This window comes from Bacillus lumedeiriae (assembly GCF_044891285.1).
GTDB classification, from domain to species: Bacteria; Bacillota; Bacilli; order Bacillales; family Domibacillaceae; genus Pseudobacillus; species Pseudobacillus lumedeiriae.
In genome coordinates, this window is the sequence record NZ_JAUIYO010000003.1 from 148,191 (window position 1) to 174,196 (window position 26,006).

Annotated in this window: 24 protein-coding genes and 1 other RNA gene; 5 read left to right on the plus strand and 20 right to left on the minus strand. The window is 40.9% G+C overall.

Going from position 1 to position 26,006, the window contains the following annotated elements; translation table 11 throughout:
* Window positions 1–80: 80 nt before the first annotated feature.
* The 6 genes from QYG89_RS06935 to QYG89_RS06960 form a co-directional block, all read right to left on the minus strand.
* Window positions 81–809: an amino acid ABC transporter ATP-binding protein gene (locus QYG89_RS06935; RefSeq protein WP_404315960.1), complete on the minus strand. Its 729-nt coding sequence runs from the start codon at window positions 807–809 to the stop codon at window positions 81–83.
* Window positions 806–1,450, minus strand: coding sequence for an amino acid ABC transporter permease (locus tag QYG89_RS06940; protein ID WP_404315962.1), 645 nt, complete (start codon window positions 1,448–1,450; stop codon window positions 806–808). Before QYG89_RS06940 ends, QYG89_RS06935 begins: the two co-directional genes overlap by 4 nt.
* Window positions 1,451–1,569: 119 nt before the next feature.
* Window positions 1,570–2,346, minus strand: a complete 777-nt coding sequence (locus QYG89_RS06945; protein ID WP_404315964.1) for a transporter substrate-binding domain-containing protein — start codon at window positions 2,344–2,346, stop codon at window positions 1,570–1,572.
* 235 nt (window positions 2,347–2,581) lie between these two features.
* Window positions 2,582–3,238: a TetR/AcrR family transcriptional regulator gene (locus QYG89_RS06950; protein WP_404315966.1), complete on the minus strand. Its 657-nt coding sequence runs from the start codon at window positions 3,236–3,238 to the stop codon at window positions 2,582–2,584.
* A gap of 26 nt (window positions 3,239–3,264) precedes the next feature.
* Window positions 3,265–4,062, minus strand: coding sequence for an ABC transporter permease subunit (locus QYG89_RS06955; protein WP_404315968.1), 798 nt, complete (start codon window positions 4,060–4,062; stop codon window positions 3,265–3,267).
* Window positions 4,063–4,075: 13 nt separating this feature from the next.
* A complete protein-coding gene (locus QYG89_RS06960) occupies window positions 4,076–4,951 on the minus strand; it encodes an ABC transporter ATP-binding protein (RefSeq protein WP_404315970.1) in 876 nt (291 codons plus the stop codon).
* A 348-nt stretch (window positions 4,952–5,299) separates the two neighbouring features.
* On the opposite strand from QYG89_RS06960, the gene QYG89_RS06965 reads away from it, so the two are divergent.
* From QYG89_RS06965 to QYG89_RS06980, 4 genes are all read left to right on the plus strand, one after another.
* Window positions 5,300–5,977 (plus strand): response regulator transcription factor, encoded by a 678-nt coding sequence (locus QYG89_RS06965; RefSeq protein ID WP_404315972.1) that lies wholly within the window; start codon window positions 5,300–5,302, stop codon window positions 5,975–5,977.
* Window positions 5,977–7,380, plus strand: coding sequence for a sensor histidine kinase (locus QYG89_RS06970; RefSeq protein ID WP_404315974.1), 1,404 nt, complete (start codon window positions 5,977–5,979; stop codon window positions 7,378–7,380). Before QYG89_RS06965 ends, QYG89_RS06970 begins: the two co-directional genes overlap by 1 nt.
* Window positions 7,381–7,488: 108 nt before the next feature.
* Window positions 7,489–8,058, plus strand: coding sequence for an SCO family protein (locus QYG89_RS06975; protein WP_404315976.1), 570 nt, complete (start codon window positions 7,489–7,491; stop codon window positions 8,056–8,058).
* A 61-nt stretch (window positions 8,059–8,119) separates the two neighbouring features.
* Entirely contained in the window at window positions 8,120–8,914 is a 795-nt protein-coding gene (locus QYG89_RS06980; RefSeq protein WP_404315978.1) for a FixH family protein, read from the plus strand.
* A 122-nt stretch (window positions 8,915–9,036) separates the two neighbouring features.
* Here the strand turns inward: QYG89_RS06980 and QYG89_RS06985 are convergent, their stop codons facing one another.
* From QYG89_RS06985 to QYG89_RS07000, 4 genes are all read right to left on the minus strand, one after another.
* Window positions 9,037–9,684, minus strand: coding sequence for an ABC transporter ATP-binding protein (locus QYG89_RS06985; protein WP_404315980.1), 648 nt, complete (start codon window positions 9,682–9,684; stop codon window positions 9,037–9,039).
* Entirely contained in the window at window positions 9,681–11,327 is a 1,647-nt protein-coding gene (locus QYG89_RS06990) for an ABC transporter permease (protein WP_404315982.1), read from the minus strand. Before QYG89_RS06990 ends, QYG89_RS06985 begins: the two co-directional genes overlap by 4 nt.
* 2 nt (window positions 11,328–11,329) lie before the next feature.
* The gene (locus tag QYG89_RS06995) at window positions 11,330–12,412 is read right to left on the minus strand and encodes a Fe(3+) ABC transporter substrate-binding protein (protein ID WP_404315984.1); all 1,083 of its coding nucleotides are present in this window, start codon (window positions 12,410–12,412) and stop codon (window positions 11,330–11,332) included.
* A 290-nt stretch (window positions 12,413–12,702) separates the two neighbouring features.
* Window positions 12,703–13,317 carry a PH domain-containing protein gene (locus QYG89_RS07000; RefSeq protein ID WP_404315986.1) on the minus strand — a complete coding sequence of 205 codons (615 nt, stop codon included), beginning with the start codon at window positions 13,315–13,317 and terminating at the stop codon, window positions 12,703–12,705.
* A 181-nt stretch (window positions 13,318–13,498) separates the two neighbouring features.
* Here QYG89_RS07000 and QYG89_RS07005 point away from each other — a divergent pair, with 181 nt between their 5' ends.
* Window positions 13,499–14,161, plus strand: coding sequence for a GntR family transcriptional regulator (locus QYG89_RS07005; protein ID WP_404315988.1), 663 nt, complete (start codon window positions 13,499–13,501; stop codon window positions 14,159–14,161).
* A 326-nt stretch (window positions 14,162–14,487) separates the two neighbouring features.
* Here QYG89_RS07005 and brnQ read toward each other — a convergent pair whose 3' ends face one another.
* From brnQ to eno, 10 genes are all read right to left on the minus strand, one after another.
* Entirely contained in the window at window positions 14,488–15,849 is a 1,362-nt protein-coding gene (brnQ, locus tag QYG89_RS07010; protein WP_404315990.1) for a branched-chain amino acid transport system II carrier protein, read from the minus strand.
* Between the two features lie 716 nt (window positions 15,850–16,565).
* Complete coding sequence (locus tag QYG89_RS07015) at window positions 16,566–17,054, minus strand: CarD family transcriptional regulator (protein WP_404315992.1); 489 nt, start codon at window positions 17,052–17,054, stop codon at window positions 16,566–16,568.
* A gap of 237 nt (window positions 17,055–17,291) precedes the next feature.
* On the minus strand, window positions 17,292–18,779 hold the full coding sequence (locus tag QYG89_RS07020) for a GGDEF domain-containing protein (protein WP_404315994.1): 1,488 nt from the start codon (window positions 18,777–18,779) through the stop codon (window positions 17,292–17,294).
* 280 nt (window positions 18,780–19,059) lie between these two features.
* On the minus strand, window positions 19,060–19,476 hold the full coding sequence (gene arr, locus QYG89_RS07025) for an NAD(+)--rifampin ADP-ribosyltransferase (RefSeq protein ID WP_404315996.1): 417 nt from the start codon (window positions 19,474–19,476) through the stop codon (window positions 19,060–19,062).
* A 461-nt stretch (window positions 19,477–19,937) separates the two neighbouring features.
* Window positions 19,938–20,293, minus strand: a transfer-messenger RNA (tmRNA) gene (gene ssrA, locus QYG89_RS07030).
* A 94-nt stretch (window positions 20,294–20,387) separates the two neighbouring features.
* Window positions 20,388–20,855: an SsrA-binding protein SmpB gene (smpB, locus tag QYG89_RS07035; protein ID WP_404315998.1), complete on the minus strand. Its 468-nt coding sequence runs from the start codon at window positions 20,853–20,855 to the stop codon at window positions 20,388–20,390.
* 183 nt (window positions 20,856–21,038) lie between these two features.
* Window positions 21,039–23,378 carry a ribonuclease R gene (gene rnr, locus QYG89_RS07040; RefSeq protein WP_404316000.1) on the minus strand — a complete coding sequence of 780 codons (2,340 nt, stop codon included), beginning with the start codon at window positions 23,376–23,378 and terminating at the stop codon, window positions 21,039–21,041.
* A 49-nt stretch (window positions 23,379–23,427) separates the two neighbouring features.
* Entirely contained in the window at window positions 23,428–24,174 is a 747-nt protein-coding gene (locus QYG89_RS07045; protein WP_404316002.1) for an alpha/beta hydrolase, read from the minus strand.
* A 161-nt stretch (window positions 24,175–24,335) separates the two neighbouring features.
* Window positions 24,336–24,569: a preprotein translocase subunit SecG gene (secG, locus tag QYG89_RS07050; RefSeq protein ID WP_404316004.1), complete on the minus strand. Its 234-nt coding sequence runs from the start codon at window positions 24,567–24,569 to the stop codon at window positions 24,336–24,338.
* Between the two features lie 140 nt (window positions 24,570–24,709).
* On the minus strand, window positions 24,710–26,005 hold the full coding sequence (eno, locus tag QYG89_RS07055; RefSeq protein WP_404316006.1) for a phosphopyruvate hydratase: 1,296 nt from the start codon (window positions 26,003–26,005) through the stop codon (window positions 24,710–24,712).
* Window position 26,006 lies beyond the last annotated feature (1 nt).

Genomic DNA, 26,006 nt, shown 5'->3' on the forward strand with positions numbered 1-26,006 from the left:
GGGTAGCCAATTTTGAACATGTATGGACGAATTGTTGTCGATATTAAAAAACTTACTGACTAGCAATCACTGCCTTCTATTCACAGCACCTTGCTTAAAAACGCTTTCGTCCTTTCGTGCTGAGGTCTGCCAAACAACTCCGCCGGTTCGTTTTCCTCAATAATATAGCCGCCGTCCATAAAAATGACGCGATCTCCCACTTCACGGGCAAAGCCCATTTCGTGAGTCACAACGACCATTGTCATTCCTTCTTTTGCAAGCTGCTTCATGACACCAAGCACCTCTCCAACCATTTCAGGATCAAGAGCGGAAGTCGGTTCGTCGAAAAGCATAATTTTCGGATTCATTGCAAGTGCCCGGGCGATGGCAGCACGCTGTTTTTGCCCACCGGATAATTCACCGGGATAACTTTCCGCTTTTTCCTGCAGACCGACTTTCGCCAGCAATTCATATGCTTGTTTAACAGCTTCCCTTTTATCCATTTTGAGTGCTTTCACTGGGCCGAGCGTGATGTTTTCTGTGACTGTTTTATGGGGAAAAAGATTAAACTGCTGAAACACCATGCCGGCCTGCTGCCTCACTTTATTAATGTCCACTTTCGGATCAGTAATGTCACAGCCATTAATAAAGACACGTCCGCCGGTAATCGTTTCAAGCCGGTTTAAACAGCGTAAAAACGTGCTTTTTCCGGAGCCGGATGGGCCAATCACGCACACTACTTCCTTTTCTTGAATCGTGACGGTAATATCTTTTAACACTTCAAGGCTGTTAAATGATTTCTTTAAATTTTTCACTTCGATCACATTCATCGCAGTTCAACCCTTCTTTCAAGGAAACTTCCTAACAAGGACACGAAGTAAATAATGATAAAGTAAATTACTCCGACAGTCAGCCAGATTTTAAACGCTTCAAATGTGGCGGCAACTTGGACGCCTCCTTGCTGCATCAAATCCGCAATACCGATAATGGACAAGAGCGATGTATCTTTTAAACTAATAATAGATTGATTGGTGATTGCTGGAAGCATCCGCCGGAACGCCTGCGGCAAAATGATGTAGCGCATCGTCTGCATATTCGTCAAACCAACCGACCTTGCCGCTTCAGCTTGTCCTTTATCAATCGACTGAATGCCGGCGCGGATAATTTCGGCAAAATAAGCCCCGGCATTGATCGCGATCGTGAGAATGCCAGCTGTCGTTCGATCAAAAGAAATCCACTCCAACGAATTCAACCCAAAATAAATAAAAAACAACTGAACAAGAAACGGGGTTCCCCGAACGGCATCAATAAATATTTTTGCCGTCCAATTTAACACTTTCAGAGAAGCAAGCCGCATGAGTGCCATCATCAAACCAATCATAAAACCTAGAATAATAGCAATGACAAAAATATAAAGGGTGACTTGCAGGCCTTTCATTAAATAAGGCAAGGCATTCATAATCGTCTCCATTCTATCCCCCTTATAGAAAAAACGCACTCAGGCTGTTGAAAAATGTTTTCAAGCAGCCTGAGGGTGTTTAAAGTATCGTTTATCTGCCAAGTTCAGCTTCAGCTTTTTACATACTCCATTTATTCTGCAAGATATTTATTGATGATCTCATCATACTTACCGTTCTTTTTTAGCCCCGCTAGGCCTTTATTGATCTTTTCAAGCAGTTCTGGATTTTTACCTTTTAACACAGCAATTCCATATTGATCACCGTTCAAGCGTTCTCCCACCACTTTCAAACCGAGCTCCTTTTGAGCAATCGCATAGGCAATAACAGGGTAATCTTCGATCAGGGCATCCGCATTTCCGTTTACTACTTCCTGGAACATAGCCGGACTGTCGTTAAACTGCGTCACTTGGAATCCTTCTTTCCCCGCATGTTCCTGAGCAAACTTAGCGCCTACTGTTCCTTTTTTCACCGCTACTGTTTTTCCTTTTAAATCACTGACCGCTTTGATATTCTCATTATCTTTCTTCACGACGAGAGTGATGCCTGCATCAAAATAAGGATCAGAAAAATCAACGATCTTTTTCCTCTCATCTGTTATACTCATCCCGGCAATAGCAATATCCAATTGTCCGGCTTGCATGGCAGGAATAATTCCGCCGAAATCCATTGGGGAGAATTCGATCTGAAAGCCTTGGTTCTCAGCGATCGCGTTGATTAAATCAATATCAATTCCTTTATACTCTCCCCCTTCTTCAAACTCAAATGGAGGATACGTCGTATCAATACCGACTTTATATACCTTTTTTTCACCTCCTTCACTGCTGCTGTTAGCTGCCTGATCTTCGCCGCATGCCGTAAGCAAGAAAACAAACGCAATGAGCAAACTAAAGAATCCGTATTTCTTCATTCCATTCACTCCAATTTTCTATTTATTTATTGGCCAGACATCGCCAATACGGACGATATAAGAAACAGCTTGTCAACTGAGTGTATGTACATACAAAACGTTTTATGTCAGCAGCGGCTGAATACAGCTTTACCTGCTGTTTTCGACATTGCTGCTTCTGTTAATCATGTATTTTTACAAAAATAATAAAGCGGCGCTTCTTTGTGCGCCGCTTTACACCATGCCCATATTCTTCTTATTCAGACTCATATACACCATGCTTCACAATGTCAAGATAATCACCAAGCTCTTTCATCAGCGGACCGGGGTCCTGAAAAAAATCATATTGTTTATTTTTATAAAGTGCCTGATATTTAGCTGATAACTGCTCGACAATGAAGTCGGTCATTTGGATCACTTTTTCTACTGTAATGCCTGAGCGCAATTTCTCTTCATGAATGAGTTCTTTCAAGTAAATATGACGTTTCATGAATTCTTCTCCGTACGCTTCATAATGCTTGTTTAGCAACACTTCCATTTCAGCCATCACCTCTGTCGGCGGATGAAAAAAAGCAGCGGTTATCAACTGTGTTTCTTTCCTATACGGTGCTGTTGCCCCATGCTTCAGATGCACAATTTCCTTTACCCGCTCAAAAAAGTCATCCGATGTCACATGACTGATCGCTTCCATCGTCTTTTCTGTCAACAGCGTAATAATGTGGGAAACTAAGTACATATATAAATTCTTTTTACTTTTAAAATAGTGAAAAAGGATTCCTTTAGAAATGCCGGCCCGGCTTGTAATAACAGCTGTTGTCGTTTTTTCATAACCATTTTTCGCAAATTCCTCAATGGCCACTTGTAAAATTAAGTCTTTTTTTGCTTGAGGCTGCTTCTCAAACGCTTCATACAATCTTGAACACCTCGAACTTTCTTTACTTAAACAGAAATGTCTTTCTTCTGGTATACCATAAATGCCGCTAAGATGCTAAACAGGATCACAGCCGCCATCATCACAAGATATAAAATGTTGATAGCATCCTCTTTAATAATGGAGGACGCATCGGCATAAGTGAATGGACTAAAGTATTTTAATACGTCCAAATCCTCGGATATTCCTGATATCATATTTAAAAAGTAAGCTGCGATCACAAGGGCAATTGAAGCAGAAAGAGTGTTTCTTGTTTTCTTCATCACAGACGAAAGCATAAACGAAATAGCTGCAAACGTGAAATGAAGCAAGATCGCTGCGATGATTAACAACGCGAACGTTTCATATGGCACGTCATGATCTTTAGCAAATTGAAAACCGATGAGTCCGGCTGCTGCCGCCACGCTATTAAAAATAAGTATATTAACGATGACTACTCCTAACTTTTGTGCTACGATTTGACTTCTCGTAATCGGCTTTGACAGCAAAAACTCAATCGTCTTTTCATTTTCTTCCTTCGCCAGGATGTTCGATGCTAACATTGCGGCATAAATACTCCCAAGAAGTGTTGTCATCATGTGAACTTCAATCCCATAAAAGCCCATTAACGTTCCAAGGCTTAACTCATCGAGTCCAAATGCTTTTTGCATCGATTCAGGGTACGCTTCCATCATCTTTGATAGACTTTCCTGCTGCTCAGCAAACTGCGGAAACATACTTAACAGCCCTACAATCAAGCCGCCGAGAATCACACTCCAAATGAGTAAAGACTTCCGGCCCCGCTTAAATTCCCTTTGAAAAATCATCGTCCATCCCTCCTCATTTTTCATAATAGTGCATAAAGGTTTCTTCAAGCGTCGGTTCTTCAATTAACACATCATGAAGCGGCAAGCCATTTAATTTGCTGAGAAGCTCTTGAATGTTCCCGCTGTAAAGCAAACGCATTTCATTCGACTTTATTTCCTGTTGGATCACACCTTCCAACTCTATGTGCAGCGGCTCTCCCACTTTAAAAATAAGCGTGACGTTTTTTACTTTATTTTTCGTTAAACTCTCGATGGACTCTACTTGAACGAGCTTTCCTTCTTTAATAATTGCCACGCGCTCACACATCTTCTGCACCTCGCTCAAAATGTGAGACGAAAAGAAAATCGTCGCGCCCCGCTTTTGTTCTTCATGAAGCAAGTCAAAAAAATAATGCTGCATCAACGGGTCCAGTCCACCTGTCGGTTCATCCAAAATAATCAGCCGAGGCTGATGTAAAAGCGCCTGAACAATCCCGACCTTTTTACGGTTACCGAAAGAAAGGTCTTCTATTTTTCGGCTCAAGTCCAAATCTAAGCCGTCTGCCAGCTCTTTCATTCTCACTGTATTAAAGTTTCTATGAAAACGCCCAGAATACGTTAATAAATCAATCACTTTCATATCATCGTAATAATGAACTTCGGAAGGCAAATAGCCGACGTCCTGCCGGATTTCTTTCGAGTGCTTCACGATGTCCTTGCCAAAAATCGCGGCGCTTCCACTCGTTGGAAAAATCAAATTCAATAGTGTGCGAATCGTTGTACTTTTACCCGCACCGTTTGGACCGATAAAACCAAAAATTTCTCCTTCCTCGATCGAAAAAGAAATATCTGAAATTCCACGGTTGTTTTTATACGACTTCGTTAACTGATGAAGTTCCACAATCGCCATCTTGCTTCCCCCTTTTTTAAGACTGTGTTCATGACTATTGTTGATTTTCCATCTTGGTTGATTGGAGCAGAAAGCGGGTCCCTCCAGCAAAAATCAACCGAGGAATTTAACAAATTCTTTTTAAAAACACACCACAATTGACTAATTGGTCAATTGCATCTTACTTTATGTTGACCCATTGGTCAATATGCTTTTTTATGATCGATCTGTTACGTTTATCCAAGATTTTGGAGCATTGTTTACCATGTTTGTTTTTTTAACCATTTAAACTCACAAAAACTTCACAAAAGATGGCTAGAATAAGACTATACTTTAGAAAGAAATAATAAAGAAAGTGAGGTTTCGAATATGAACGAATTCACTGTCATGATTATAGATGATGAAGAAACGATGCGTGAATTAGTGAGGACATTTTTAGAAAAGGAAGGGTACCGTGTCGTTGAAGCCTCTAATGGGATAGAGGCTCTTGCTGCTATTGATAAGCAGGTACCCCATTTATTACTTGTTGATGTCATGATGCCTTATATGAATGGTTTTACATTTACGAAAGAGGTGAAGAGAAAATATGACCTCCCTCTTATTTTTTTATCAGCAAAAGGAGAAGAATGGGATAAAATTCACGGACTTAAACTCGGCGGGGATGATTACATCGTCAAGCCTTTTCATCCTGGCGAACTGCTAGCTAGAATTGAATCTGTCTTAAGAAGAACGAACCCTTCTCCGCAAAAGAAAAATCGTTATACGATTGGCCCGCTGACTCTTGATACGAATGCTCATAAAGCGACGGTGGACGGACAGACTCTTTCACTAACGTTAAAAGAGTTTGAACTTCTTTCCCGGCTCGCCCAGCATCCTGAAACTGTTTTCACAAGAGAGCAGCTGCTGCAATCGGTTTGGGGAGAAGACTATAATGGAAGCGAACGAACCGTCGATACACATATTAAAACGCTGCGATTGAAATTAAAGGATCATGCGGATCTCATTCAAACGGTTTGGGGGATCGGCTATAAATTTGAGGTGTCCTAGTGAAAAGTATAACGTTAAGCCAAAAAGTGCTCTGGCTTATTTTAGCGTGTATCATATTCACGATTATTTTTTCTTTCTTTTTCCTGCACTTTTTATATAAGGATTTATATTTAAACAGCATTCGCGACTCCGTTATTTATCAAGGAGAACGAACGGCCTCTCATTATCATTACGGTGCTTTAAGTGAAGAAATTATTGAAAAAATTCACTGGTACAACGTCGTATCGGAATATGACATCATTGTCGTCGATAATTTAGATGAATTGTCCACATACTTTCCATATAAAATCGATTATCAAGCACTCGTGAATAAACGAGACCGCAAGCTGCTGGAACAAGGCCAGTACGTGATGAAAGAAGGCTATGTAAAGGAGTTCAAACGGGAAATTATCGGTGCTATTTTCCCAATCATGGGTGAGAAAGGGCTCATCGGATTTGTATATATTTACGTTCCACTGGCTGCTCTTCAAGAAGTATTCCAGGGCAGCCTGCCAATCTTAGTGATAACAGGCACTTTATTTTTTCTCATGCTCTTTCTTATTGTGAATCGAATTCGGCAGTCCATGTTTCAGCCGCTTACAGAGATTCAGCAGTTTTCCAAAGAGGTATCCAAAGGCAATTACACCAATCGGCTGCCGATTCAAACGAACGATGAGATCGGCCAGCTGGCTCAAGCATTTAATAAAATGACATCTTCACTAGAAGAACAGGACATCCGAAAGAAAGAATTTTTATCGAATGTCGTTCATGAATTACGAACACCGCTCACCTATATCGGCGGCTACACGCAAGCATTAAAACAACAAATCTACACATCTCCAGAAGAGGCAGAGCATTATTTGCAGACCATTGAAAAAGAAACAGACCGCTTGAAAAAGCTGATTCATGACTTAGTCGACCTCGATCATCTTCAAGAAAATATGTACATGCTAAATAAAGAACCGATTGTCATCGCTCAGTTGCTGTTAGATACCCTTCATCTGTTTGATATCCATATAAATGATAAAAAGATGGAAACAGATGTACATTTCCAAGAAGATTTAATTATTAATGGTGATCCCAATCGGATTCAGCAAGTCATGTATAACTTGTTAGATAATGCGATCAAGTACTCTTCTGAAAAAAGTGTACTCAAAGTCGTGTTAACACAAGAAGGCGACGAGATGCTGCTGCAAATAACAAACCAGGGGATCGGCATTCCTGCAGAAGACCTTCCACGCATTGGGGAACGCTTTTTCCGGACAGATAAAGCAAGAACTCGAGCAACAGGCGGAACTGGGCTTGGCCTATCCATTGTGAAAGAAATCATCAGGCTGCACGATGGCTCCTTTTTAATCAACAGCAGCATTAAAGAAACGACTGTGACGATTCGACTGCCTCTCCTCGTTGAACCTTTTGTTTGAAATTTGTTAAAGTTTTCTCACAAGGACTTCACATTCATTGATTATGCTTAATTCAGATATTCTTTTTCATCCTGTAATGAATGATCAATAGAAAAGAGGTGCAGCATCGTGAGAAAAACAAGACTGCTTATGTTAAACACCGCATTCATCCTCCTTTCAGCTTGCGGTTTAACCGAAGTAAAACCTTACCAAATGCAGTCATTTACTTTTATGAACCAGAATGAACAGTCATTTGGCACTGATAATTTGAAAGGGAAAGTGTGGATTGCTAACTTTATCTTCACGAATTGTGACACCGTCTGCCCTCCGATGACTGCTAATATGGCCGCATTGCAGAAAAAATTGAAAGAAGAGAATATCGGAGTAGAGCTTGTGTCTTTTAGTGTAGATCCTGCTGCCGATACACCGAGAAAATTAAAAACATACATAGCCAACTTTACAGAAGATGAATCAAACTGGAACATGCTCACAGGCTATACACAGCAAGAAATTGAATGGTTTGGCAGGGAAGAATTTCAAACTCTTATTCAAAAGCCAAAATCATCCGATCAAGTGATCCACAATACGAATTTGTATTTAGTGAATAAGGATGGTGAAATTGTAAATGAGTATATTTTCACTTCAGGTACGAACAGCGAGGAGATCATCAACGATGTGAAAAAGCTCGTTTCAAAGTAACTTTTTTGGATGAAAAGAGAAAGCTTTCGCCAGATACATAGGTGAAAATGGAGGATTGGATATGCGAAAAACATTTTGGATGGTTATTTTAGTCTTAGCAATAGCCGCACTGTCTGCTTGTAACAGCGGGACAGAAAAAGCAGAAAAGAAAGTTGAGAATACAAAAGTTCCACAAATGCTGGAAGCTAAGCTTGACGTTCCTGAAACAGCTGCCGTAAACGAAAAAATAACGATGAAGGCTAGCGTTACACAAGGAGATGAAAAAGTAGCTGATGCCAATGAAGTCGAATTTGAAGTATGGGAAGATGGCAAAAAAACAGAAAGCCAAATGATTCAAACGAAAAACAATAAAGACGGCACATATGAAGCGGAAACAGCCTTTGACCATGATGGCGTCTTTACCGTACAAGTACACGTGACAGCAAGAGGTCTGCATACGATGCCGACTAAGTCAGTGACTGTCGGAAAAGGAGCCGCTGTTCAGGAGGAGACACATCACGATCATGAAGGACACACAGATCATGAGCATGGACATGGACACGGACATGGCATTACAGAAGGATTCAGCATGCACTTCACGGAGCCGAAAAGTATCACAGCCGGTGCAGATACAACATTAACTGTCCGTTTACAGATGAAGGAGACTCCTTTAGAAAAAGCACAAGTCCGCTACGAAATTTGGAATGCGGATAACTCTGGGAAACACGAATGGGTCGCCGCAAAAGAAGCCAGCCCTGGCGAATATTCAGCTGCTCATCCCTTCTCACAAGCCGGTACATTCCAAGTGAAAGTTCATGTTGAAAATAAAGAAGGATTACATGAACATGAAGAATATGAAGTAACTGTAGGAAAATAAATAAGTAGTTGACTGCATTTTTGGAAGTTAGACCGTATATTAAGAAAAGCCGACTGCAATAAAAAAGGGTATCCCAAAAGACTAATTTTTTGGGATACCCTTTTCTTTTTCTACTGTACATTCTATTCTCTTTGACCCATTTCAATGCTGCGGTCACAAATGGCTTCCACATCTTCGCGGTCGTGCGTCACAATCATGCAAGTAATGTTCGCCTTCTTCAAAATGACGCGCAAATCCTCCCTAATTTCCGCTTTTAGATCTGCATCTAAGTTGCTGAACGGCTCATCCATTAACAGTACATTCGGTTTAGGTGCAAGTGCTCTCGCCAAAGCAATTCGCTGCTGCTGGCCGCCGCTTAATTCATGTGGATAACGTTCAGCGAATTTTTCCATTTTAACGAGTTTCAGCATTTCTAGCACACGCGGCTTGCGTTCTTTTTTTGGCAGCCGCCCTAAACCAAACATAATGTTCTCTGTCACGGTCATATGCGGAAAAAGCGCGTAATCTTGAAATACCATGCCTACTCCTCTATCTTCGGGCTGGACGAATAGTTTCTCTGTAACGACTGGCTTTTCAGCAATAGAAATAGAACCTTGCCATGGCATTTCTAACCCCGCAATTAAACGAAGGATCGTGCTTTTTCCGCTGCCGCTCGGTCCGAGAATCCCGACAATCTCATCTTTCATGATCGACAAGGACACACCATTAATCACAGGCTCCCCTGCAGAAGAAAACGAAAAAACAAGATTTTGGACGTCTACAATTTTCATTCCTTCACCTTCTTATTGGCCATTTGCAGGACGATAATAGACAGCGCACTAATTGCGATAATGATCAGCGATGAAATCGAGGCTTCATGAATCCGTTCATCTTTCGCAAATTGATACGTCTTTGTCGACAGTGTTTCAAAGTTAAACGGCCTTAATAATAAAACGAGTGGCAGCTCTTTACATATTTCAACAAATGTTAAAATAAATCCGCTAAAGATGGCCCCTTTCATTAATGGCAGGTCCACTTTGAAAAAGGTCTTCGTTACACCGCTTCCAAGCATCCGTGACGCTTCTGTATATTTCGTACCTATTTTCTCAAATCCCACTTCAATCGCATTATATCCCGTTGCCATAAAGCGAATGACGTAACCGACGATTAACATGATAATCGATAAACTTAAAATGAGCGGTGCATCGTCCATGCCCATCATCGCATAAAGCGGGGCAAGCCACTGATCCAGTCCGATAAATACCGCAAGTACCCCAATCGCAATAATCGCTCCAGGGATCGAATACCCCGTCGTTACCCATTTCGCTAGAAAATAAGAAAAAGTCGATGGCTTCCGGCACACATTTGCTACAATTACCGCAAAAATAATGATCAGTGCCGTAGAGATAAACGCCACATAAAGCGTTCGATATACAAGCTCAGCGAATGTCTCATTCCATACTGTGTCAAACGTTAAAGCAGCCCACGCAATAAGCTGAACGAACGGAATAAGAAAGCCTGCTGCAAATATAGCGGCGCAGTAAGCAAAGGCAGCAGCTGCTCCTATGCCTTTCAGTTTCATCGCAGCAAGAGGCCTTGACTTTACCGGCAAGTGATATCGCTGCCGGCTTCTAAGCAGTCTTTCCACAATAAACATAGCTACGACAATGAGCATCAGCCAGGCAGCAAGCCGCATGGCAGTGTTCACATCGTACATGCCAAACCACGTTTGAAAAATAGCGGTTGTAATCGTATGAATACCGAAATAGCTCGTTACTCCATAATCACTCAGCACTTCATAGATCACAAGCACGACTCCCCCTACAACTGCCGGCCGAGAAAGAGGAAGAACGATTTTTATGAAAATAAAAAAGGGTTTTCTTCCGAGCAGTCTAGCATTTTCAAAAAAGGAAGCACTTTGATTTTCCAAAAAAGCTCTCGTAATCAAAAACACGTACGGATACAAAAATAGTGTAAAAATAAACACAGCACCGCGCAGCGATGAAATGTTTAACCATTCCTGACTCATTTGGTAACCAAATTCATTCCGCAGCGTCGCCTGCACAACTCCCGTATAGCTGAGCATCGTCCGATACGTGTAAGCCGCAATATAAGGCGGAATGGCCAGCGGCAAAATTAATCCCCACCGAAAAAAACGCTTCAGCGGAAAGTCGTACGCTGTCACAAGCCATGCCAGCGTTACTCCTAAAACCGCTGTCAGCACGCCCGTTGAAATAACAAGAATCAATGTTTCTTGTACATATGTCCCTAATAAATACTCACGAATATGAAACCAGTTTTCATTCGGTTTAAAAAACAAAGAAGAGAATACAAAGAGAATAGGCAACAGTATCACTGTCGCCCCAATTAGACTGATTGCCCACCAGCCGTTCCATTCTTTACGAATCGAACGGCTTATCAGTTTCTTTTTCACTTTTACTTCCAGCCCACTTTGTTAAAGATCTCAATTGCTTTTTGGTTGTATTCGCCTAACTTGTCAAAGTTCAGCTCTTGCATTTTAAAGTTGCCCCACGACTTGAGCAATTCAGGTTTCTCTGCTTCTTCGTTTACAGGGAATTCATAGTTGTTCGCTGATAGAAATTCCTGCGCCTCTTTGTCAGTAACATATTCAATTAACTTAGTTGCATTGTTAGGATGTTTGCTGTGCTTTGTTAAACCAATTCCGCTAATATTTACATGTGTGCCATTTGTTTCTTGGTTCGGGAAGAATACACCAATATTTTCTGCTACTTTCACTTCTTCTGCATCTTCTGAATTCGCCATTAATCCAACATAATACGTATTCATAATCGCTACATCGCCTGTACCTGCCGCAATTGCTTTCGCTTGATCACGATCACCGCCGTCCGGCTGACGAGCAAAGTTTTTCACAATTCCTGCCGCCCATTTTTCTGCTTCCTTTTCACCATTTAACTCAATGAAAGAAGCAAGGAGCGACTGGTTATACATATTTGTAGAAGAACGGGCAAGTACTTTCCCTTTCCACTTGTCACTTGTTAAATCTTCATAAGTAGATAAGTCTTCTGGCTTCACTCTGTCTTTCGCATATACGATCACACGTGCTCTCGTAGACATCCCAATCCAGTTGTTATCCGCATCACGGAATTTCGCTGGAACGTTTTTCTCAATGACTTCTGATTTAACCGGCTGCAAAATATCATTTTTCTTCGCATTCGCAAGAACGCCGCCGTCTACTGTCACGAATAAGTCAGCTTCTGTGCTTTTTCCTTCACGCTTTAAACGCTCAATCAGCTCTTCTGCCTCACCTTTTACAACGTTTACTTTGATGCCTGTGTCCTCTGTAAACTTCTTGTACACTTCATCATCAGCTTCATAATGTCTTGCTGTGTAAACGTTGACAATTTTCTCTTCTTGTTTCTCCGGTGCCGGAGCTGCTTTTTCCGGTTCCGTCTCTTTCTCATTAGCTCCGCATCCAGCGAGGCCAATCGCAAGTACAGCACTTGCCAGCATAGGTTTAAACAACTTATTGAACTTCATTATGTACTCCTGCCTTTTCTTTTTTGTTTGACAATGATAATTGTTATCAACTCATACGATTTCATTCTAATTGTAATTATATAAAACGTCAATACAAATTTCGGAATTTTTCAAACGCCTTTCCAAAAATGGTTCTCACAAACCTTTCTCCGTTCGGCCGGTAAAATCCATTGTGTGATTAGTATTTCAACAAGATTGGCGAGTAAATTGACAGATTCGACTTGTATGTCTTAAAAACAGCCGCAAAACTAAAAAGAACCCATCTAACAGATAGGTCCTCATGACATTTATTAATTGTTAATATATTTCTCGAACACGCTGCCAAAGTCTTTCAAGTGATACTTTTCACGCGCAGATGTCATCCACGTAAAGCCGAAATCTGTTAACTCCCGGTACGTATCGCCTAACTTCGTCTCGTCTGTGCGAGAACTTTGCAAAATATTCGCGGCTTTGTCTAAACTTTGCAAAGCGAGATTCATATAAAGCTCATTTTCATGCGTGACCTCAGCGATACGCAATAACGCTTTATACAAGTCTTTCAACTGTTCAATCTGGTCTTTTCTCACATCAATATCAAACGTTTGGCTGCCTAATTGAAATTTAATTTCCACATCCATATCGATTTTGCCCGCTGTCTCCAGAACAACATTAGAAATTTTATATTGGGAATATGGATAGCGCTTCAACGTTCGTTTAGAAGAAATCGCACTTTCTCCATCCACATGAATCACGGCTAGATTCGTAAAACAATACTCATCCGCTTTCGTCTTGATTAAAAAATAAATTTTCTCATCATCTTCATGCATAACATAATCATCTGCATCCGTTTTATCATAATCAGCCGGTGAAATAATCGTTCCAATGTCAGATAAACCTAACGCATCAGCAGCAATTTTTTTAAACATCCAATCTCCCTCTCCATACGATTTTGCCTTTCTTTCTCCCTAATTTTAACAAGAGCAGTCTCTGAAGCAAACTATTTTTTGAAAATATGTACAATACATACATTATATATTTCTATGTACGTCATTTTCTTGTATACTATACAAGAATAACATTAGAATTTATGCAGGATGGTGACCTTTCATGCCAATACCTACTGATCATTCAAAACCGGTACGGAAGTCCGCAAAAGAGAGTGCTTTCAATCAACTTCAACAATGGATTATTGATGGAACCTTGAAGCCGGGTGAAAAATTGAACGACAAAGAGCTTGCTGAGGCATTGGCTGTCAGCAGAACGCCCATCCGGGAATCACTGCAGCTTCTTGAAGCTCAAGGGTTTGTAAAAATGTATCCAGGTAAATCTACGCAAGTCACAGAAGTAGAAAAGGAATCGTTAATGGAGCTGCTTCCTCCGTTAGCAGCATTACAGGCATTGTCCGCTGAACTCGCCATTCCTCATCTAACAGATGATGCTATCTCATTGCTCGAACAGACAAATGAGAAATTTGCTGAAGCAATCCGTTCTAAAAATTATTTTTTAGCGCTGAAAACCGATGAGGAATTTCATCAAATGATCGTCGCTACAGCCAATAACCCTTATATCCTTAAGATGACGGCTTCTCTGCGCTCACATATCATGCGACTGTTTTTCCATCATTCTATTCCCTTAACAGAAGAGTCAATCACTGAACATACGGCGATCATTCAATGTTTAAAAGAAAGAAGAGATACAGACGCTGCTGCTGCTATGAGAAAAAACTGGCTCCGTGTAATTGAAGAGTTTCGTTCGCTAAAATCGAAATAAAGAGGCTGATCCAAAAGGTCGTTAACAACGACTTTTTAGGGTGAGTCTTTTTTCTTTCGATTTTTTGACAAAGTTCAAACGAGTATTTTCCACTGAGTTGATTGCAGTCGAGCGCACGAAGACTCCTGCAGAGAAAGCGAAGCGCCTGAAACAGAAATCACCAGACAAGTAAAGAACCATATAAAAAAGCGGATGCCCCTAAAAGTTATACTTGTGGGGCATCCGCTTGTAGACAAAGTCTATACTGATATTGCAGGCTGATTAAAAACGTTTGTCCTTCTGGACGATGAACGAAGAAAGCGAATGTTTGTCAACAGACTATTTTATTATGCTTCTACGGTAGTAACAAATAATCTGCGAACACGGACGATAATGCCAACAATGAGAATGACACCTAAAACTGGAAGAAGCCAGCCGAGACCTTGGTCGTACAACGGCAATGTTTGCTTATAAAACGATACAATCGGTTCCATCCAGTTAAAATAGGCGATTCCTACTAAGTCACAAAACGTCTTAAATCCGTCAATGATACTAATCATCAGTGCTACTACTGTAGCTGCCACGTATACAACACGCGAATGCTTGAACAGCGGTGACAAAAATGTGAGAACCATTAAAGTGATAGCCGGCGGATAAAGGAGCATTAAGACAGGGATTGAATACGTAATAATGTTCGACAATCCGAAGTTGGCGATCACTAATGATAATAATGAAAAGAACACGACGAATTGTTTATAACTTACTTTCGGCATTAACGTGTGGAAGTATTCACCACAAGCCGTAATCAATCCAATACTCGTCGTTAAACAGGCAAGTATGATAATAACCGATAACATGATCGTCCCAAGGCTTCCGAAATAATAAGACGCTGCACTGTTAAGAACAGGTCCCCCTGTTTCGAAAATACCGAATTTTTCTGTACTCGTTGCACCTAAATAGGCAATTCCGACGTAAATAATAGCAAGAAGCGTAATAGCAACGGCCCCTGATTTGACTGTGGCAGCCAACACTTCCCGTTTAGCCGTTACACCTAACGCACGGACCGCATTGATAACGATAATTCCGAATACAAGTGAAGCCAAGGCATCCATCGTATTATATCCTTCCAAAAATCCTTTCACGAATGCTCCATTTGCGTATGCGTCCTGAGGTGCTTCGATCGATCCGATTGGTCTGACAATCACCATCATTAATAATACGAAAAGAAGGACAATCAGCACAGGTGACAAAACCTTCCCGACCCGGTCAACGATTTTTGATGGATTTAACGAAAGCCACATCGTCACACCGAAAAACACCAACGTAAAAATGAATAATCCGACTTGTCCAGCACCTTCACCGACAAACGGCGTGATACCAATATCATATGCAACTGTACCTGTACGCGGAGTTGCAAAAAATGGACCAATCGTTAAATAAAGAAGCGAAGTAAAAATAACAGCATAAGCTGGATGAATCCGGCTTGCAAGTTCCTGCAAGTTGGAACTTCCTGAAAAGCCCATCGCCAAAATTCCAAGGAACGGCAATCCCACTCCTGTAATTAAAAAGCCGATCACTGCAGGCCAAACATTTGTACCGGCATTTTGGCCAAGCTGCGCCGGGAAAATTAAATTGCCTGCTCCAAAAAATAAGGCAAATAACATGAACCCTATCGTGGAGTAAGCTGAAAAAGATAATTTAGACTTCATATAGTCTGTCCTCCCAAGATGTGTCATCTATTGTTCGCTCAATAAAGACCTAATTAAGATGTATGCAATATATCGCTAGAGCTATATTACTGCTATTAGCATATAGTTTCAATATATTATTGTAAAATATTTTAGATTTTTCAAAAATACAAGAAACATGACGAATAAAACAGTAATTCCCCCCTAAACATTTCCTTTTATTACAATTCCCTCACCTGAAAACAAAGGATTGTTTACCATTTATTATTTCACATAAAAAAGAACGCAGGATGATATATTAACAGCATCCTACGTTTTTTTCAAATAGCATTTTTGGTATTTTTTACATTTTTTTCATTTCGCCTTGTACGACTGAAAGATAGATATTGCTTTTATCATTCCATCCCCATTCTGAAACGCTATTTATAACACAAATCGTTAGATGAGTGGTGGGAATAGTTTTTCAAAAAAAGAGATATGCTCGAGACGATACATAAACAAAAGCGGAAAAAATAAACATATCGTTGTATTTTTCATTAGAATAGGGATGAACTACAGTCTTTTTGAAAAGGTTATTGTTGATGAGAGAGGAAGGTACGGGAATCCTGCGGGAAAAGCGTGTCCAAGGGAGACCTCACAGGCGCCATAGCGACGAGGAGGCTTCTGGACCGCCCGCGGTGGAAATCAACGAGGGAGTTTAACAAAAACTTTTAAAAAAGTCATGAGCCCCTTCTCACTTAGCTAATTAACTTTAATAAATCAGATGCCTCTGCCTCGGTAATACCTTTAATGAAAACTAATTCGCTAATTAAAATCTTTTTGGCGTGATCCAACATTTGTTTTTCACTTACATTCAGTGCCTTTTCTTTCCTATAGTACAATAGATCACGAACAACTTCCGCCGTACCTTGCATATCGCCCGTCTTCATTTTTTCCGTATTCTTTCTCAGTCGCTCTTTCGATGAAAGCGAACAACTTGACGCTTCATTATGAAAATTAAACAGTATATTTGCTGCCTCTTTTTTCGTAGTAATGGAACGGATTCGTGAACTGCTGACGGTCTTCATCGGAATCATCACGTCCATGTTACTTAGAGGAATGGTGATAACACAATATTCCTGGGTTTTCCCTAGGACCTCTCTTTCCTCTATGGCCTCAATAATACCTGCCCCGTACATCGGATAAAAAACCTTATCGCCAACCTGATACAAACCATCCACCTCCATATTTACTTATATATTATATGTTACCACAACAGATAAATTTAAGCAAAAATTTAAATATACCACTAATAAATTAAATTAGTCAATATATTTTTTGCGTTTTTTTATTTTTTTTAAACATGTAGCGTATGTTAATTCTACAAGCAATAAAAGCTCGCTGCACATTTCCACAACGTTGCTTAAATAACAAACGGAAAGAGCACCCTTCAACGTTACAGGATGCTCCTTCATTGTTCAGCCTCATTCTAAAAACCCTTCATAAATTTGATATTGATTCTTTCCTTTTTCTTTAGATTGATATAAGGCAATGTCTGCCTTTTTATATAACATATCCAGATCGTCTTTATCATCTGCAAAGGCAATGCCGATACTCATCGTTACGTCTATTTGATCAGAATCGCCCTTACATCTTATCGAATGATTCATTTTGAATAGCATGGAAGAAGCTTTAGCTAGGACCCGTTCTCTTTCAGCATCCGCAAAAATAACAGCGAATTCATCTCCGCCAAGTCTTGCCGACACACTTCCTTTTCTAACACACGACTGAATCATTTGCGCCACCATTTTCAGCAGCCGATCCCCCTCATCGTGCCCCATGCGGTCATTCACAAGTTTGAAATTATCCAGATCAATCATCATTAAAGCAGGTTTGCCCGACTTTCTTTCAACGATAGCTTTTAACGTTTCTTCAAAAGCTGCTCTATTTTTAAGTCCTGTTAGGCTATCATGAAAAGCCAAATACATCGGTCTCGCAACCAGACGCGCAATAATAAATGAAAGAATAACAGCTGCCGCCAAAATAAGCAGCGTTTGAACGATAAAGTCCCTTTTATATTCACTTAATAATCGGTTCAATTCATTTTTGTTATAAATGATTTCAACCACCCTGTTAGTAGAAATCCCTCTATCTTTAATCGCTTTATAAGGAATATATCGATAATACGCTTCAAACCCTTCCCATTTTCCCTCCATTTCTTCCATTTTGTCATCTTTGGCCGCCTGATTGAAAACCTTCCTTCTTTCTGAAGGGATTTCCATGTTCTTTTTATTTACTGGTTGTTCTCCTAATAAAAACCCTTCCGAATTGTAAATTTGAATTTTATAAATAGAAGGGTATGTACTTTCCAATTCAGCAAGTACCTTTAAAAAGTTAAATTGTTTAAATATCTCCTCATCATCTAATGAATACCCTAATTCAATTAAATACTTGTGATCTGGAGTAGGAACATAACTGTACTTTTTAATCGCACCGCTTTTTTGCTGAATGTCCATGCCATCATGAGTAAATTTATTTCCTTTCCGGCGTTGGTCAAGCAAGTTGGAGAACTCCTTACAACAAAGCCGGAAATCAAGCCCAACGTCTTCTTGCAGGCTGCTGTGAATGATTCGATTGTATTCATTAATGATGTACACATCCATGCCAAGCTCCTTTTTAAGAGCTTGCAAGTCCCACTCTTCAACCTTCGGATTTCTTTCATAAAGGGACACTAGTTTATCGGAGTTCTCTTTCATTTTTAATACGATTTCATTATCAAATAAATAATAGGCTTTATCGATCGTGTGCAACGACAGTAAAATCATTTCTTCTGTTAATTTCAATTTTTCCTGTTGCTCTTTCATTAGACTTTTCTTTATCTTGACTTGATCAATAAATGATACTGTAAACGAAATGAATATAGAAAAAGCAATCATGATCATTGTAAAATACAACCTAAAGTTTTTTATCATCATCCTCACTCTTTCTTCTTTTTCCACTTTCATACAATAAGTCTATTATACTAGTTTAATGTATAGGAAAAAAGAAACAAAAATAAGCGCTGCTGTCGAGGATAGATGTGTTAAGTGAAAATAAAGTTGTTTAAAATTAAAATGTATTAAGTTGTTCCACAAACGGGCCAGTTTGTTGCAAGGGATAGGGCCGAGACATAGTAAAACAAAACCAAAAATCAATTGTAAACACAAATTGATTCTTGGTTTTGTTGAGTCACGACTTTATATATTTTAATGATTAATCGTATATTACATTTTTGCCTTCTTCACTTAACTTTTTTAAAGAAGTAAGCATATGATTTATTTCTGCATCGGAATGTCTTTCCCACGAACCTAATTCAGCTACTATTTTCAAAGGAGATTTAGACCGGTAAGAACGTGTTGGGTTTCCAGGAAATCTTTTATCAGTTAAGTTCGGATCATTTTCAAAATCACCTAATGGTTCTACAATATAAATTCTTTCTTTTGACTTAGATCTCGCCAATTCTGCCCCCCATTTAGCAGCATCTAATGTTGCAGTAAAATATATATAGTTGGATTTTTTATCTTGGTAATTAGATAAGTGTTGTGGTACTAATAAATCTCCAATATTCAGTTCTGCTTTAGTACCATGAAAAAAAGGACCATTATCTAAGACATCTTTTTTATCGTTCATACGGATACACCCCTTATATTTTTAGATTTGTATTTAAGAGTATAGTATCGAAATTGCAAAAAGAACAGTCTATAGATAACTTGATAATAATTGTATAATGTAAGTAGAGAGAGTTTATATTTAAAAAGTAATATTAAACAAACGGGCGCGATTGTTGCATAAAGATTGGATTTTTAAACGACTTTATTGTTATTACACAAGACGAACCAACAAAAGATGATTGAACCTTCTGATTTAAGGATCAATAAAAAACGAAAGCGTGCATTATGGATACTAGAACATTACGAAAGAGTAACACCTCAGAACGGGAAATATACCCCTCAGATGCTAAAAATGAAATGATCGTTTGAAGAATCATTTTTTCAAATGCACTAGCCGTTTTTTATTCTACAAACGCAAAAAGGACTTGCCTTAATTGGCAAGTCCTTGATTAGGTTAAATATAATCCACCAAGTTATGTATGGTGGAGACGGTGGGAATCGAACCCACGTCCAAAGATAACGCCACTTAAGCGTCTACGAGCGTAGTCGATATATTCGGTATTCGCTGTTCCTTTTGCCTATCGACTGGCGGCCGGACAGCTAGCCTGATTAGTCTCTTCCTTTGTCCCCAGGCGGAGAACTCCGGCGTAGTCCACTGAGATTGGACCCCTTACCCGACTACATGGACGATAGCGGGAGGAGCAGCTACTCTATATTAGGCAGCTAAAGCTAAATCGTTTTTGCCAGTTATATTTAGGCGTTTGCGTTGATACGAAGACGTCCCTCCGGCTCGCAGCCCAAGCTCGAACTACCCCTGTCGAATCCGTAACGTCCCCATTATAAAAATAGGAGAGGACTCTAAGTCCGTAGCTTAGCTACAGTTTTCATTATACCATATGTCTTAAAAAATGCAACAGCATGGAATGATTTTTATCCTTTCTGCCGTTCTCTAAAGGCACGTTCGATGTCGCGCTTCGCTTCTTTCTTCTTAAGATCTTCACGCTTATCGTATTTTTTCTTTCCTTTCGCAAGACCGATTAATAATTTGGCATAGCCATCTTTTAAATACATTTTCAGCGGTACGATCGAGTAGCCGGCTTCTTTCGTTTCCCCAATCAGCTTATCGATCTGTTTGCGGTGCAAGAGTAGCTTTCTCGTTCTGAGCGGCTCATGATTGTAGCGGTTCCCCTGTTCATACTGGCTTATGTGCATATTATAAACAAACAATTCCCCCTTATAAATACGGGCAAAAGCATCTTTTAAATTCACACGCCCCGCGCGGATCGATTTAATTTCTGTTCCTTGCAGCACAATCCCGGCTTCGTATGTTTCTTCGATAAAAAAATCGTGATGCGCTTTTTTATTTTGCGCAACTACTTTTCCTTCTCCCTTTGGCATCCTTCTTCACCTTCCATTATTTAAGTTGCAGCCAAAGTGAGGCTTTCTCAATTGAAAGTGTCAGACCTCACATCAACAATAGCCTGTATAGCAGGAGGTTGGACATCCACTATATCCAGACATATTGCAGGTGAGGTCAGACCCTTATGGGACAGCCCCACTTACGAAACAGCTCTGCTCGATTTATCCATTATTGCGGCGGCGTTTCTTTGCTTGTTTTTTCGGAACGCCTTCGGAATATTTGCCGCGCTTTTTCTTTTTGTTCGGTGCTTGGTTGCTCCAGTCACCGGCTTCCCCTTCACTGTTGCCTTGCGGACCGCGCGCTTTTCCGCTGTTTGATTTCGTGTGAATGGTTTTTGTCTGTTCACGCGAACGCTCTCTCGTATTCTTCATCCCAACCACTTCAAAGTCGATCGACTGCTCTTCTTTGTTCACGTCTCTGACCCGGACACTGATTTCATCACCAATGCGAAAAACATTTCCTGTCCGTTCACCAATCATGGCGAAGTGGCGCTCATCGTAACGATAATAATCATCCGTCATATAAGAAACGTGAATGAGACCTTCAATCGTATTCTCGAGTTCAACGAACATACCAAAGTTCGTGACGGAGCTAATAATACCATCAAACTCTTCCCCGATTTTGTCAAGCATAAACTCCGCTTTTTTCAGTTCATCGGTGTCACGTTCAGCATCCACTGCCCGGCGCTCCATATTCGATGTATGCTCAGCGATTTCTGGCAGACGAGCATCCCACTTCGCCTGTGTTGCTGGGTCGATCTGTCCTTTAATTACATACGTACGGATTAAACGATGGACAATCAAATCCGGATAACGGCGGATCGGTGAAGTGAAATGGGTGTAAAACTCTGTTGATAACCCAAAATGCCCTAAGCTTTCCTCATGGTATTTCGCCTGCTGCATGGAACGAAGCATCACCGTAGAAATAACGACTTCTTCCGGCTTTCCTTCAATGGCTTCAATCACTTCCTGAAGTGCCCGCGGATGAACCGAATTAGCTGTTCCTTTGACAATCAGCCCAAAGTTGGTAATAAATTCAAAGAAGCGCTGCAGCTTATCCTCTTTTGGATCTTCGTGAATTCGATAAATGAACGGTACATCCATCCAGTGAAAATGCTCGGCTACCGCTTCATTCGCTGCAAGCATAAATTCCTCGATTAACCGTTCCGCAACGGACCGCTCCCGCAGCACAACATCAGTCGGCTTTCCGTCTTCATCAACAATTACTTTTGATTCTTTAAAGTCGAAATCGATGGCACCGCGCTTTTGCCGTTTGTTACGCAAAATCGCTGCCAGCTGCTCCATCTCTTCAAACATCGGTACGAGAGGCTCATATTGTGCCCGCAATTCTTCGTCCTTGTCTACAAGAATACGGTTGACATCACCGTACGTCATTCGTTCGGTCGTCTTGATCACACTTTGGAAGATCTCATGCTGCACAACCTCACCTGCAGCATTGATTTCCATTTCACATGACAACGTCAGCCGATCTACTTTTGGATTCAGCGAGCAAATGCCATTAGAAAGACGATGTGGAATCATTGGAATGACACGATCTACCAAGTACACACTCGTTCCTCGTTCATATGCTTCCTCGTCAATGGCAGATCCTTCTGTCACATAATAGCTGACATCAGCGATATGAACACCGAGCTTGAAATTGCCATTGTCAAGCTTTTGAACAGTGACCGCATCGTCAAGATCCTTCGCATCTGCACCGTCAATCGTCACAATGGTTTCACCGCGCAAATCACGTCGGCCTTCGATATCTTTTTCGCTAATCGTTTCTGGTGTGGCATTCGCCTGGGCCATTACCTCTTCAGGAAACTCCTGCGGCAGTCCATGCTTGTAAATAATTGAAATAATATCCACACCTGGATCATTTTTATGTCCAAGTATTTGAACAACTTCCCCTTCAGCACTTTTACGGCCGTCTGGATAAGAAGTAATTTTCACAACAACTTTATGACCTTCAATCGCTCCATTGGCCGCTTCTTTTGGAATAAAAATATCACTGGCAAACTTCTTATCATCAGGGATCACAAAGCCAAAGTGCCTGCTGTCAGTATATGTACCGACAATTTCTGTTTTTCCGCGTTCTAGAATACGTACAACGGTCCCCTCACGGCGTGATCCGCTCGTTTCAGAAGTAATCCGGACAAGGGCAATGTCACCATTTAACGCCCCATTCGTTTCATGAGGCGGAATGAATACATCATCCATACCTGGCTCTTCAGGTACTAAAAAAGCGAAGCCTTTCGAATGTCCGGAAATTTTGCCGCGAACTAAATTCATCTTCTCAGGAAGGCCGTAGCGGTTCGCTCTCGTGCGGACAACTAACCCCTTTTCCTCCATGTAAACGAGCGCCTTTACGAAATCTTTAAATTCAGCGGAATCTTCAATCTGCAATAATTCTTCTAATTCTTTTACTGTAAGAGGCTTATAAGATTCCTCCTTCATACAAGTTAACAATCTGTCAACAAGATCGTTTTGCTCATCCATCCCGTTCACTCCTATCTCTTTAAATGCAAAGTGCCTGTCCAGCCGCCTATTACTCTGCCCAGTCCAGCCGCTCTAAAAACGCATAAACATCTTCATGCAGCTGTTCTTTTTCTTTATCGATCGTAATGACATGGCCAGACTCTTCATACCATTTGATTTCCTTCATCGTTGATTCAATCTCGTCGTAAATGATGGTAGCACTTTCCGAGTTAATCATCTCGTCATGCCGTGCTTGAACGATAAAAGCCGGGGCATAAATCAGATCTATGCTGCCGCGTACGTCCGAAATGAGCTGCTGCAGTGCCTTTAACGTATTCATCGGCGTTTTTTTAAATGCTTCTATCTCTTGTTCAATAACCCCTTCTGATTTCCCTTCAAACTTTTTAAATTGGCGGGCATAATCAACCACTCCTTGATACATGACTTCTTCACTCTTGATATACATCGGTGCACACATCGTTACAATTCCTTTAACGGGCACAGTATACCCAAGCTTTAAGGAAAATACCCCGCCAAGGGAAAGGCCAGCCACAGCAATTTCATCGCAGCCAAGGCTTTTTAGATGCTCATAGCCAGCCATTACATCTTTCCACCAATCGTCAGGCCCGGTATGCACCAGCTCCTCTGGAGGAACCCCATGCCCTTTATAATGCGGGGCATGCGATGTGTACCCTTTCTTTTGAAGAAAGCGCCCAAGCATCCGCACATCAGAAGAATTGCCCGTGAACCCATGAAGCAAGAGTACAGCCCGATTTCCAGCTTCAAATGTAAATGGTTTTGGCAGACGTAATCTCATAGTACAAAAAACCCCTTTTCTCTAGTATGAACCGTTCCACACACATTCATTATCATTTTACGGAATATTCCCCTGCGAAACCAGCAGAAGGCTTTATCCTGCCAAATGATTTCATTAAAAAAGAGCGTCTCAAAGCCCAGCCTTTGAGACGCCCTCTTTCATTATAGTCCAAAATAAGATACAGCGATCGTCAAAACGAAAAACAAGACAGCCAATACAACCGTCACGCGGTGCAGCACTAAGTCAATGCCGCGTGCTTTCTGCTTGCCAAAGAGCTGCTCTGCTCCGCCCGAAATCGCTCCGGACAAACCAGCACTTTTTCCTGACTGCAGCAGCACAACAACGATCAGCGCAATTGATACAATCACGAGCAAAGTAACTAATAAAGTGTGCATGTTTCTACCTCCACATCAACGAACATACGAATGAAACAAGTTTAACATAAAACAGGTAAAAAGGAAATAAAGGAGCCAGCTCCATCTTCGCTTTGATACGATGAAGGAACCAGCTCCCTGTCACTTTTTACAACTGAAAATTATTTTTTAAGATTGTAGAACGTTTTGTCCCCAAGATATTCAGCCAGCTCACCAAGCTGATCTTCAATACGAAGAAGCTGATTGTATTTAGCCACACGGTCTGTTCTTGATGGTGCACCTGTTTTAATTTGGCCAGCATTTGTTGCAACAGCGATATCAGCAATTGTTGCATCTTCTGTTTCACCAGAACGGTGAGAGATGACAGCTGTATAGCCGGCACGTTTAGCCATTTCAATAGCATCAAATGTTTCTGTCAGTGTACCAATTTGGTTTACTTTAATTAAAATAGCGTTGCCGACTCCTTGCTCAATTCCTTCAGCAAGCTTCTTCGTGTTCGTTACAAACAAATCATCACCAACAAGCTGAACTCTGTTACCGATACGCTCAGTCAGCATTTTGTGGCCTTCCCAGTCGTTTTCATCTAAGCCGTCTTCAATAGAAACGATCGGATATTTAGTAACGAGTTCTTCGTACCAGTCAACCATTTCTGCAGACGTTTTAACAACGCCTTCTCCGCTTAAATGATATTTGCCGTCTTCTCTGTTGTAGAACTCAGAAGAAGCAGCATCCATCGCTAATTTGACTTGCTCGCCGGGCGTGTAACCGGCTTTTTCAATCGCTTCAATAATTGTTTGCAGCGCTTCTTCGTTTGACTTCAAGTTCGGAGCAAAGCCGCCTTCGTCACCAACCGCTGTATTTAATCCTTTTTCTTTTAAGACCGCTTTTAAGCTATGGAAAATTTCTGTACCCATACGAAGGCCTTCTTTAAAGCTTTCCGCTCCAACCGGCATGACCATAAACTCTTGAATGTCGACGTTATTATCAGCATGCTCTCCGCCGTTTAGGATGTTCATCATCGGTACTGGAAGTTGTTTTGAATTTACACCGCCAAGGTACTCATACAAATGAACGCCAAGGAAATCAGCAGCTGCATGAGCAACAGCCATGGAAACGCCAAGAATAGCGTTTGCACCGAGCTTGCCTTTGTTTTCTGTTCCATCAAGCTCAATCATGGCGCGGTCAATACCGATTTGATCAAGTGCTTCGAAGCTTCCAACAAGTTCAGGAGCAATCACTTCATTTACATTTTCAACAGCTTTTAGAACACCTTTGCCAAGGTAACGGCCTTTATCGCCATCACGCAGCTCTACTGCTTCATATTCACCTGTAGAAGCACCTGATGGCACGAGTGCCCGTCCGAATGCGCCGGATTGTGTATATACTTCTACTTCCACTGTGGGATTTCCACGGGAATCTAATACTTCACGTGCATAAATGTCAGTAATAATTGGCATA